The following is an 11,939-nucleotide window of genomic DNA, read 5'->3' on the forward strand; positions in this document are numbered from 1 at the left end:
ATGGATGACGTATCAAATTTGGCTGATTTATCTTAAAAAAAGCGATTAAAAAGGCTAAAACCGGCTAAAAAAGGCAATAATCAATCGTCGAAATCACTTGTTCAAGGGTAACAGGAATTTTCGTAAATCTAGTAAAAAAGTGCTAAAATGCGGTAACTGATTTGTCGCGAAATGTATATTGTTTTAATACTTTGTAGTTTTGCCCACCCCTTAATTTGCGCAATAATCATGGCTATACCTGTAGCTGAAAAATTGGATAAGTTTGCTATTTTGGGCGTTTTAAGTAAAAATATCGTTCGGCAATTGTACCGCCTATTTTAAGGGCTATTTGCGACGCAAAAAAATTTAAATTTTTAATGTGACTAATTAAAAAAACTGACGCTTTATCAAAATCACGTGGACAACTATTTTGATAAACACAGTTTGCCTAATCACCGACTATATAGTGGTAATTCTCGTATGATGACGTTTCAACAATTGATTTTAACTTTGCAAAATTATTGGGCAGAAAAAGGCTGTGTGGTGTTACAGCCTTACGATATGGAAATGGGTGCAGGCACGTTTCATACCGCCACTTTCTTACGAGCATTAGGTCCAGAGCGTTGGCATGCCGCCTATGTACAGCCATCACGCCGTCCTACGGATGGTCGCTATGGCGACAACCCAAACCGGTTACAACATTATTATCAGTTCCAAGTGGTACTCAAACCCAATCCACCTGATATTCAAGAATTGTACTTGGGGTCACTCAAAGCGATTGGCATCGATACGCTAACCCATGACGTCCGCTTTGTAGAAGACAACTGGGAATCACCAACGCTTGGCGCATGGGGACTTGGTTGGGAAGTTTGGCTCAATGGTATGGAAGTTACCCAGTTTACTTACTTCCAGCAAGTCGGTGGTATTGAGTGTTTCCCAGTGACAGGAGAAATCACCTACGGTCTTGAGCGCCTTGCCATGTATATCCAAGGCGTGGACAGTGTGTATGACTTGGTATGGACGGATGGTGAATTTGGTCGTGTCACTTATGGTGATGTATTTCACCAGAATGAAGTGGAACAATCGACCTACAATTTTGAACATGCCGATGTGGCAAAAATGTTTGAATTATTTGATTTTTATGAAAGCCAAGCTGACAAATTGGTCGGTCTTAATCTGCCGCTGCCTGCGTATGAAATGGTGCTCAAAGCGTCACATACCTTTAACTTGTTGGATGCGCGTGGGGCGATTTCGGTGACAGAGCGTCAGCGCTTTATCTTGCGTGTGCGCACCTTGGCGCGTAAGGTCGCACAAAGCTATGTAGAAACGCGCGCCAAATTGGGCTTCCCATTGGCGGATGACGCACATAAAGCGGATGCGTTAGAAAAATATCTACCAAAAGAAGCTATTTCAAAACAATAGATGAAAGAAGCGGATAAATCACAATAGTTTCACCACATCGACGAAAAAATTTTTTTGAACAGCAAAATTGAAAAAGGCAATAGATAGTTTCTATTGCCTTTTTTCTTGCCTTATTTTATTGATTATTTTGTTATCAACGCTAATAAAAAATATCAAATTATCAGAATATTCTAATCTCGCATATTTATATCAAAAATCGCCACAGGGCAACGACGCGCTATTCTACTACAATAGCCGCAGCAAGTAAGCCAGGTAACAAGGGGCGGTGAGTGGAACTTTATTTTATTTTAGCGGGTATTTTTGTCGGATTTTGCGTGGGTGTGACCGGCGTGGGCGGTGGGTCACTGATGACGCCGATTTTGATTTTACTGCTAAAAGTAGAGCCGCATATTGCTGTCGGCACCGATTTGCTATACGCCGCTATTTCCAAGTTTTTTGGTGGGGTGGTACATTTTAAAAAATCGAATGTCGTTTGGCCAATCGTGCTATGGCTAGCGATTGGTAGTATTCCAGCCTCCATTGTCACCAATTATCTCGTCGCTACTTACTTGGGTAATATCAACGCCATCAAACTAATCATGACCTTGATATTGGGCGTGATGTTGACCATTACTGGGATTTCGCTGATTTTTCGCAACCGTATCGAAGCGTTTTTTGACAAATACCGCAAAACTGACCAAACTGACAGTCTCACCGCCCAAATCCCAAAATATAAATTGGTGCTGATGGGCATATTGCTCGGGGTAGTAGTGACCTTATCCTCAGTTGGGGCAGGAGCATTTGGCGTCATGGCGTTGGTGCTGATTTTTCCCCAATTGCCCCTCATTCGTATCATCGGCTCGGATGTGGTACATGCGGTGCTATTAACCTTGGTCGCAGGTCTCGGACATTTGCTGTCAGGCAGTGTGGATTTTCACATGCTGACCTTTTTGCTCATTGGCGCGATTCCTGCCATTATTGTAGGCACATTATTGAGCAGTAAATTACCTGAGAAAAAATTGCGCCCGATTTTAGGGGTGACGCTGTTGCTGTTAGGCATTAACTTTGTGGTCAATCCTGCCAAAGCCAAACCAAAAGCGGCGGTCAATACACCAGTCGCTACAACCGCTGTAACGACTTCGGCAAGCGCCAGCCAATAAGTTTAATTTTCGTTTTGCGCTGACGGTTTTCTTGATTTGCCCCGCTGATGGGGCATTTTTATGGCTTAAATTTCTGCTATAATCGCCTATATTTACCTTATTTGAATCAACAAGGCTTTAGCATGTCTACTATTTTATTTGAACTTGGCACCGAAGAATTGCCCCCAAAAAATCTAAAAACATTGCGCGATGCACTTAACGACCATGTCACCCAATCGCTAAAAGATGCCAATATTCGCTATGATACCATTAAAAGCTTTGCCGCCCCGCGTCGCCTTGCCTTGCAGATTCAAGGAATTAGTGAAAAACAGCCCGATAAAATCGAACAAAAACGCGGTCCTGCAGTCAAAGCTGCCTATGACAAGGACGGTAACCCAACCAAAGCGGCACAAGGGTTTGCCCAAGGCTTGGGTATTGACGTCAAGGATTTGATTACCATCAAAGGTGATAAAGGCGATTATATCGGCTACGAAATGAATGTCATCGGTCAGCCAGTGGCTGAGTTACTGCCGAATATTTTTCAAAAAGCCTTAGATGAGTTACCGATTGCCAAACGCATGCGCAGTGGCGCAGAGCGTTCTGAGTTTGTTCGCCCTGTCAAATGGTTGGTGCTACTCAAAGACGACCAAGTACTGCCAGCGACGATTCAAGGATTAACGTCGGGTGAGACAGGGTCGCAGGGCGTTGAATTGGGTCGTTATAGTCTTGGACATCGTTTCCATCATCCTGATAAGGTTAGAATTGACACGGCGGACAGCTATGAGCAAAACCTTGCCGAGGCGCACGTTATCGCTGATTTTGACAAACGCCAACAACAGATTAAAACGCAAGTCCAACAGCTTGCCGATGAAGTAGGCGCGACTGCTATCGTACCACAAGATTTGCTTGATGAAGTTACTGCGCTGGTCGATTATCCAGTAGCGCTACGCGCAAGCTTTGAGCCACGATTTTTACAAGTGCCACAAGAGGCCTTGATTAGCACCATGCAGGCGGATCAAAAATATTTTTGTTTGACTGACAGCCAAGGTAAATTACAGCCTTATTTTATCTTTATCAGTAACATCGACAGTAAAGATAAAGCGCAAGTGATTGCCGGTAACGAAAAAGTGGTACGTCCACGCCTTGCTGATGCTGAGTTTTTCTTTTTACAAGACCAAAAACAGCCATTGTTTGCGCTGACTGAAAATCTTAAAACCCGCGTATTCCAAGATAAGTTAGGGACAATTTGGGAAAAATCTGAGCGTATTGCCAAGCTAGCTGCCTTTATTGCTACCCAAATTGGCGAAGACGTTGAGCAAACGGCACGGGCAGGCTTGCTGTCAAAAGCAGACCTTGCCAGTACCTTGGTGGGTGAATTTCCAGAATTACAAGGCGTGGCAGGGACTTACTATGCGCGTTTAAACCAAGAGCCAGAAGCGGTGGCGGCGGCAATCGAAGAGCAATATCTGCCAAAATTTAGCGGTGATAAATTACCGGCGACCAACATTGGAACGGCACTGGCATTAGCAGACCGTTTGGATACGCTGGTCGGTATTTTTGGCATTGACCAAGCGCCAACGGGTTCAAAAGACCCGTTTAGTCTGCGCCGCGCGGCGATTGGGGTACTGCGTATTTTGATTGAGAAACAACTGCCACTAAATCTAGTAGTATTGCTTGAGCAAGCTTTATTGGGTTATGTAGGCAAAATTGATGACTTACCAAAAACTTTTAAACAAGTGATGGAGTTTATCAATTCACGCTACCGTGCCATGTATGAAGACCAAGGCGTGAGCGTGGATACAATTATGGCGGTACAGGCGCTACAACCGCAAGTGCCAATGGATTTTGACCATCGTATCAAAGCCGTCCAAGCTTTCCGTGATTTGCCACCCGCCAAACAACTTGCCGAGGCCAATAAACGTGTTGCCAATATTTTAGCCAAGGCTGAGGGTGAGATTGCAAGCCAAATACAAACGGCTTATTTACAAGAACCTGCCGAAAAAGCATTGTACCAAGCGGTGCAAACTGCAGCGCAAAGTATTGAGCCGCATCAACACACTGACAACGCCAACTACACCCAGATTTTACAATCGCTAGCCACACTGCAGCAGCCATTGGATGACTTCTTTGAACGGGTGATGGTGAATAGTGAAGATGCTAACCTCAAAGCCAATCGGTTGGCGTTGCTAAAAAAAGTGCGTGGGTTATTTTTAACGGTTGCAGATATCAGTGAGTTACAGCTATAAGCTAATTTAGACACGAGTTAACGCTTTAATCATATGGCTTCGATACTATTGCTTTAATACGCCTGCTTTAATATCATTGGGTAAACCCATACTGACAACGGTCATTATGGGTTTTTTTACAAGCCAAAGATACTTTTACGCTTGTTTTCACTAAATTGGCAGACGAGTTTACGCGTATTTGATACTATTTTAAGGGTGTTTTTGTCTGAATCGCTTTCTAGGGTTTATGATGGTATAAGCAGTATAACCAATATAACCAGATTCAAAGCTTTTGGTAGATTGTGTATTTAACGGTGGGGTTTTATCTATTATTTATTTTTTCTAATTTATCTTCGTCTAGGGTAGTTACGTGAAAGTCGGCAATAACGATAGCTTGTTTCAATATATGGTGCGTACCAAAAGGTATCGGCTTCTTTTACAAAGCTTAGTGGTGCTGTGTTTGTTTGTGCTAGCTTTTGTGGCTATCAATGTATATATTGCGCGTTTCTTAACCCAGTCTACCCAACATATGGATATCATCGGCAACATCAGTGATTTGACGCTTGAGATAGCAACCGGTGCGCAGCATCTGACGGTAACGTCTCAAAACGATAGCCAACAAATTATTCAGACCTTACAAAAACAGGCGGCTGAGTTAGACGGTTATATGGCACAGTTGTCCCGCTATCCAAAGCAAGAAACGGCGATGGATGAATTTGCCATTATTTGGCAAGACTATCGCCAAAGAATCGCGCAAGTCTCTGAGCAAGATGAAAAAGGCAAAGTTGAATTGGCTGAGTTTGCTTATCATAACCAAGCCAAAATTTGGTCGTTGATGAATATTGGCTATGACACTTATCTCAATGACACCTACCGTACCGCAGATTATTCGCGCTATTTGACCTATTGCAGTTTTTTTGCTTTGATAGCCTATATCATCTTTTTTATCCATTACACCATCAGACACATGTATCACGATGATGTGGCGATTGATAAAGCTCAGACCGATATGCGCGATATCATGAACACAGTCAAAAAAGGCTTGTTTCTCATCGATGATAAAATGGTCATTGGTGAGCATTATTCCAAAAAACTAGAGCAGTTATTGGGGCGCAAGCAGTTAGCTGGGCTGACATTACCCCAGCTGTTACAAAATATGGTCAGTGAAAAAGATATCAGAGCGACACAGCATTTTATCAATTACCTTTACCAATCCAACGTGGATGAAGAGTTGATTCAAGATATCAATCCACTTAAAACAGTCGAGTTGATTTTTTTAGATGAAACAGGCGTTATCAACAAGAAATACCTGCATTTTGAATTTTTACGGGTGGTTAAGAGCGAGAATAAAAAATCCATTCATCTATTTGTCAGCGTGGTAGATATTACCGAAACGGTGCTTTTAACAAAGCAAATCGATAAGGTAAAAGATGAATACCATAAATTTATCAGCCGTGCCGTCTATCTATTAAGTTTAGATACGCAAACAGTTGATGATTTTATTGCCACCAAAAGAGCCACTGTCGCGGCTATAACCGATATCTTATATGGGCAGGTATTGGACAAAGCGCAGTTAGTGACAAAAGCCAAGACCTTGCTAACAGTGACACAAACACTAGCAGATGATACCCAAGTTTTACGTCTCAAACAATATGATGATGTTGTCAATAGTTTGGTGTATGAGCTAAAACGTTTAACGCGGTTATCTCATATTCAAACCAATGATTTTACTAGCTTTATCCTTAAGCTTGATTCCTATCAAGAGATGTTAAATTTAACTGAATATTTAATTAATGAACAAGCCGAGCAAGCCTGATGGGTTATCTACAAAAAATTAAAACCTCCATTAGCTATAGTTTGTGCGGTATTTCTGTGTTAAACGCGCGCTTTTAGACGCCAATTCACCATGAATCGATATTCCAAAACACGGCATTAATGTTCTAATAATGCTCTATTGTGAATTTGCAAAACTGATTAGCAACTCGTTACAATCAAAAGAGATTTTTTTGCTAATTAAACTAAATTAAAGGAATATGTATGAGCCCACCGCATCGCCCAGAAACGCTTGCCATTCATGCAGGCTATGAACCAGAACCGACCACCAAAGCTGTCGCTGTCCCTATCTACCACACCAGTTCGTATGCCTTTGATAACACCCAACACGGTGCTGACCTTTTTGATCTTAAAGTTGCTGGTAATATCTATACCCGTATCATGAACCCAACCAACGCGGTACTTGAAGCACGTATGGCAGCGTTAGAAGGCGGCATCGGTGCATTGACGGTGGCATCCGGAATGGCGGCGATTACTTATACCATCCAAACGCTATGTGAGGCAGGCGATAACATCGTCTCAGTATCAACTTTGTATGGCGGTACTTACAACTTATTTGCCCATGCGTTGCCACGTCAAGGTATCGAAGTGCGTTTCTTTGATTATACCAAACCTGAGACCTTGGTTGATTTGATTGATGAACGTACTAAATTGGTATTTGGCGAAAGTATCGGTAATCCATTGGGTAACGTACTGGATATCGCAAAAATTAGCGAATTTGCTCATAGTAAAGGCGTACCTGTGGTCATTGATAACACTGTCGCCACGCCAACATTGTGTCGTCCATTTGAGCATGGTGCTGATATTGTGATTCATTCATTGACCAAATATGTGAGTGGTTCGGGCACGTCGGTGGGTGGTGTGATTATCGATAGTGGCAAATTTGATTGGGGCGCTCACAAAGAACGTTTCGCGATTTTAAATACCCCAGATGCCAGCTATCATGGTGTCAATTTTGTCGAAGCCATGGGTGCTGCGGCGTTTATTGCACGTGCACGCGTTGCGCCCTTACGTAATACCGGTGCGGCACTAAGCCCAATGAATGCTTGGCAAATTATGCTTGGGCTAGAGACGTTAGCCTTGCGTATGGAGCGACATTGCCAAAATGCCCAAGCCGTGGCAGAATTTTTAAACCATCATCCACAAGTGGCTTGGGTCAAGTACGCAGGATTAACCGACCATCCAGAGCATAAGCTTGCGCAAACATACTTTGGTGGTAAGCCATCAGCGATTCTAACCTTTGGGTTAAAAGGCGGCCGTGAAGCAGGGGCGAAATTCATTGATGCGCTACAATTAATTACCCGTCTGGTCAATATTGGTGATGCCAAGTCACTTGCTTGCCATCCCGCCACTACCACGCACCGCCAGTTAAATGCTGAAGAGTTGCAAAAAGCAGGTGTCAGCGAAGACATGATTCGTTTATCCATTGGTATTGAGCATATTGAGGACATCAAAGCTGACCTTGAGCAAGCGTTAGCCGCAGCCAATTAATCGCTTCATCTACAAATAATCGCTTCACATAAAAAAGCGAGCCTTCAACTCGCTTTTTTGAATTTAAAAAAAAAATTAGACAAAAAAATACCCCAAATTTATGGGGTATTTTTAATAAGTCTACAACCTAGCGGTTGTCGCTTATTATTTAGCTGCTGCTGCTTGAGCTGCTGCCACTTCTTCAGCGAAGTTTTCTTGTTTTTTCTCGATGCCTTCACCCACTTCTAAGCGTTTGAATGCTTTAACCGTCATACCTTCAGATTTTAATATATCGCCAACTTTTTTCTCGTTGTCGATAACGTAAGGTTGGTTCAACAAAGTCACTTCGTTCAAGTATTTTTGTAGACCACCGGTGATCATTTTTTCAATCACGGCGTCTGGTTTGCCAGATTCTTTCGCTTTCGCTTCGATGATGTCTTTTTCACGCGCTAGCGTATCAGCAGGTACATTCGCTTCATCAACCGCGATTGGGTTGAAGGCCGCAACTTGCATCGCTACGTGTTTTGCGGTGTCTGCATTACCGCCTTCAACAGAAACCACTACACCAATACGAATACCGTGACGGTAAGAGGCTAGGTTGTCACCTTCAATCACTTCTGCACGACGTACTTGGATGTTTTCACCGATTTTTTGTACGAGCTCAACACGGGCTTCTTCAACCGTTTGACCATCGCCATATGGCAATGCAGAGATAGCCGCTACATCAGTGGTATTATTGGCAAGCGCAAGTTCAGCTACTTTGTTTGCAAATGCGGTGAAGTTGGCATCTTTTGCCACGAAGTCAGTTTGACAGTTTACTTCAAGTAGTAAGGCTTTGTTACCTTCTTGGGCAATAATGATAGCGCCATCAGCAGCAATGTTACCTGCTTTTTTAGCAGCTTTTGCTTGACCTGATTTACGCAGGTTGTCGATTGCGGTTTCGATGTCGCCGTCTGCTTCTTGCAGGGCTTTTTTACATTCCATCATACCAAGACCTGTACGGTCACGTAATTCTTTTACCAGTTTTGCACTAATTTCTGCCATGAGATACCTCAATTGATTATCATTATAGATGAGAATTGGGTTGTTTATTGTCTAAACAGTTGGAGATTAAAGGACAAAAATTGGTGATTTTTGCCCTTTTAATATTACGCTACAAATTCGAATTTTTATAAACTAATTTTGTGTTTACCCATCAAAGTTAGTTTATAAAATTTTGATGACAGTATCATAACAACTTAAGCAATGCGCTGCTATGATACTGCGGTAACCCTTATTCTGCCGCAGCTTCTGCTGGTGCTTCAGTTACTTCTTCTTGATTTGCTGCTTTGCCGCCTTGAGTTTTCGCGTATTCTTTACCAGCGATAATTGCATCGGCAACCGCTGATACGTATAGCGTTACCGCACGAATCGCATCGTCATTGGCAGGAATGACATAATCTACGTCATCTGGGTTTGAGTTTGTATCAACGATACCAATGACAGGAATACCTAAGTTTTTTGCTTCTTTGATTGCAATCGCTTCATGGTCAACGTCAACCACAAAAATTGCATCAGGTAAACCGTTCATGTTTTTGATACCGCCTAACGCACGCTCAAGTTTTTCCATTTCACGAGTACGCTCTAACGCTTCACGTTTGGTTAACTTAGCAAACGTACCATCTTCAGCTTGTTTTTCGTATTCTTTCAAACGAGTAATTGACTGACGGATGGTTTTCCAGTTGGTTAACATACCACCTAACCAGCGATGGTCAACATACGGCATACCAGCGCGAGCCGCTTGTTCGCTAATAACGTTGCTTGCCGCACGTTTAGTACCAACAAATAGTACTTTGTTGCCACGCGCTGCTTCACGGTTAACGAAGTTTAGCGCTTCGTTCATCGCTTTAACTGTATGCTCAAGGTTGATGATGTGGATTTTGTTACGTGCACCAAAAATAAATTTGCCCATTTTTGGATTCCAAAAACGAGTTTGGTGACCAAAGTGTGCACCGGCTTCTAAAAGATCACGCATTGAAACTTGGGTAGGATTAGCTGACGCCATGAGATTTCCTTAAGTAAAGTTGGGTTATGCCTCCACACTACCGATTAAGCCGATTTGCAAACACGCATCAAAATCTACAGGACTTTAATTAATCAAATTTGCAAACACCCAGCTTAACTCTTATCAAGCTTGTTAGCTTGAAAATAGCAATGTGTGTGTCATGTTAGTAAATAAAAAAAGCAATTTGCCATTTCAAGATAAAATGACAAACTGCTATTTTAACATATTTTTATGTGGTTAAGCCATATGTTTTAGCAAAATCACATGGCAATTATTCAACCAATCCGATTAAGTCACCATAACCTTCTTGTTCCATCTCATTTAAAGGGATAAAACGTAGCGACGCGCCATTGATGCAATAACGCATGCCGCCAAGCTCAGGAAGACCATCATTAAATACATGACCTAAATGTGAATCACCCACACGGCTACGCACTTCAGTACGTCGCATACCGTGACTATCATCAAATAATTCATTGATTACTGCGGTATCAATCGGTTTACTAAAGGCGGGCCAACCACAACCTGAGTCATACTTGTCCGATGAGCTAAAAAGCGGCTCACCACTCACAATATCCACATAGATACCACGTTCAAATTGGTGATCATATTCATGACTAAAAGGACGTTCGGTGCCGTTTTGCTGTGTCACATAATATTGCTCATCATTCAGATTTGCCTTAATTTCAGCTTCAGACGGTCTTACATACTTCTGTGTATCGATATTAATTGAATTAGCCATAGACGTTCCTAACCCTTGTTGTCATTGTAGAACATCACAATAGTTACAACCCGTCCAAAATTCAAGTAACAACTGTTTAAACAAATAGTAGTTTTGTGAAAAAGGCGAAAAGGGCTATAATACGTCTTCTTAAATTTTTGCAAAATCAGATAATTATTGTATGAAAACACTATTAAATAACCCTGAAGCTGTTGAAAAAATGCGCGTCGCTGGTAAATTAGCCGCCGATGTTTTAGTGATGTTAGATGAATATGTCAAAGAAGGTGTAACGACAGGGGCATTAGACAAGCTTGCCCACGACTATATTGTCGATGTCCAAAAAGCCATTCCTGCCAATGTCGGCTATCATGGCTACCAGCACACGCTTTGTACTTCAATCAACCATGTGGTTTGTCATGGTATTCCAGATGACAGCCGTATCCTAAAAGAGGGCGATATCGTCAATATCGATGTTACAGTGATAAAAGACGGTTATCATGGCGACACTTCAAAAATGTGGATTATCGGTGAAGGCTCAATCATGGCGCAGCGTATCTGCAAAATTGCCCAAGACGCACTATATGCAGGGATGAAAGCCGTTCGCAATGGCGCCTATGTAGGGGATATTGGCGCAGCAATTCAAGCGGTGGCTGAACCCGAGCGTTTTAGCGTAGTAAGAGAATATTGCGGACATGGGATTAGTGACGTATACCATGATGAACCACAAATTCTGCACTATGGTAAAAAAAATACCGGTCTACAACTGAGCACAGGCATGACATTTACCATTGAACCAATGATTAACCAAGGTGTATGGCAAACCAAAACCTTGCCCGATAAATGGACGGTAATTACTAAAGACCGTAAATTGTCTGCCCAATGGGAACACACACTGATGGTTACCGAGAACGGCTGTGAAGTATTTACCCAGCGTCCAGAAGAAGATTTGAGTTTTTTAAACAGTTAAAATATGAATGAAATCATCGGTATAAAAGAAAGTTAGCCATTATTTTAAAATTATTTATATTTTCCTGTTGACACCCATTCTAATTCACGTATAATACGCCACCACTGAGCGACGAAGAGTTTACAAATAAGTAAAACAAGTTACGAAGCTTAGAAAGAAT

Annotated in this window: 9 protein-coding genes; 6 read left to right on the top strand and 3 right to left on the bottom strand. The window is 42.2% G+C overall.

All coding sequences use genetic code 11. From position 1 onward, the window contains the following. The first annotated feature begins 462 nt into the window (after positions 1–462). The 5 genes from glyQ to RTR63_RS04370 all read left to right on the top strand — a co-directional run bounded on the left by glyQ (position 463) and on the right by RTR63_RS04370 (position 8,068). Positions 463–1,401 carry a glycine--tRNA ligase subunit alpha gene (gene glyQ, locus RTR63_RS04350; RefSeq protein ID WP_062334805.1) on the top strand — a complete coding sequence of 313 codons (939 nt, stop codon included), beginning with the start codon at positions 463–465 and terminating at the stop codon, positions 1,399–1,401. A 269-nt stretch (positions 1,402–1,670) separates the two neighbouring features. Further along, positions 1,671–2,540 (top strand): sulfite exporter TauE/SafE family protein, encoded by an 870-nt coding sequence (locus RTR63_RS04355; RefSeq protein WP_312522863.1) that lies wholly within the window; start codon positions 1,671–1,673, stop codon positions 2,538–2,540. 122 nt (positions 2,541–2,662) lie between these two features. Next, positions 2,663–4,765: a glycine--tRNA ligase subunit beta gene (glyS, locus tag RTR63_RS04360; protein WP_219332520.1), complete on the top strand. Its 2,103-nt coding sequence runs from the start codon at positions 2,663–2,665 to the stop codon at positions 4,763–4,765. A gap of 349 nt (positions 4,766–5,114) precedes the next feature. Further along, on the top strand, positions 5,115–6,560 hold the full coding sequence (locus RTR63_RS04365) for a hypothetical protein (RefSeq protein ID WP_312522867.1): 1,446 nt from the start codon (positions 5,115–5,117) through the stop codon (positions 6,558–6,560). A gap of 221 nt (positions 6,561–6,781) precedes the next feature. Next, entirely contained in the window at positions 6,782–8,068 is a 1,287-nt protein-coding gene (locus RTR63_RS04370) for an O-acetylhomoserine aminocarboxypropyltransferase/cysteine synthase family protein (RefSeq protein ID WP_312522869.1), read from the top strand. 144 nt (positions 8,069–8,212) lie between these two features. Here the strand turns inward: RTR63_RS04370 and tsf are convergent, their stop codons facing one another. The 3 genes from tsf to msrB form a co-directional block, all read right to left on the bottom strand. Then, complete coding sequence (gene tsf / locus RTR63_RS04375; RefSeq protein ID WP_007115804.1) at positions 8,213–9,091, bottom strand: translation elongation factor Ts; 879 nt, start codon at positions 9,089–9,091, stop codon at positions 8,213–8,215. A 229-nt stretch (positions 9,092–9,320) separates the two neighbouring features. Beyond that, positions 9,321–10,091, bottom strand: a complete 771-nt coding sequence (gene rpsB, locus RTR63_RS04380; RefSeq protein ID WP_007115803.1) for a 30S ribosomal protein S2 — start codon at positions 10,089–10,091, stop codon at positions 9,321–9,323. 271 nt (positions 10,092–10,362) lie between these two features. Next, positions 10,363–10,833 carry a peptide-methionine (R)-S-oxide reductase MsrB gene (gene msrB, locus RTR63_RS04385; protein WP_312522871.1) on the bottom strand — a complete coding sequence of 157 codons (471 nt, stop codon included), beginning with the start codon at positions 10,831–10,833 and terminating at the stop codon, positions 10,363–10,365. A 160-nt stretch (positions 10,834–10,993) separates the two neighbouring features. Here msrB and map point away from each other — a divergent pair, with 160 nt between their 5' ends. Continuing rightward, on the top strand, positions 10,994–11,779 hold the full coding sequence (gene map, locus RTR63_RS04390; protein WP_050324912.1) for a type I methionyl aminopeptidase: 786 nt from the start codon (positions 10,994–10,996) through the stop codon (positions 11,777–11,779). The last annotated feature ends 160 nt before the right edge of the window (positions 11,780–11,939 follow it).

Origin of the sequence: Moraxella sp. CTOTU47724, from assembly GCF_032014955.1 — a bacterium.
In the GTDB taxonomy this organism is placed as follows: domain Bacteria; phylum Pseudomonadota; class Gammaproteobacteria; order Pseudomonadales; family Moraxellaceae; genus Faucicola; species Faucicola tetraodonis.

Coding starts and splice junctions, on each gene's coding strand:
- map (WP_050324912.1), top strand. CDS start 10,994: ATGAAAACACTATTAAATAACCCTGAAGCTGTTGAAAAAATGCGCGTC.
- glyQ (WP_062334805.1), top strand. CDS start 463: ATGACGTTTCAACAATTGATTTTAACTTTGCAAAATTATTGGGCAGAA.
- rpsB (WP_007115803.1), bottom strand. CDS start 10,091: ATGGCGTCAGCTAATCCTACCCAAGTTTCAATGCGTGATCTTTTAGAA.
- RTR63_RS04370 (WP_312522869.1), top strand. CDS start 6,782: ATGAGCCCACCGCATCGCCCAGAAACGCTTGCCATTCATGCAGGCTAT.
- tsf (WP_007115804.1), bottom strand. CDS start 9,091: ATGGCAGAAATTAGTGCAAAACTGGTAAAAGAATTACGTGACCGTACA.
- glyS (WP_219332520.1), top strand. CDS start 2,663: ATGTCTACTATTTTATTTGAACTTGGCACCGAAGAATTGCCCCCAAAA.
- msrB (WP_312522871.1), bottom strand. CDS start 10,833: ATGGCTAATTCAATTAATATCGATACACAGAAGTATGTAAGACCGTCT.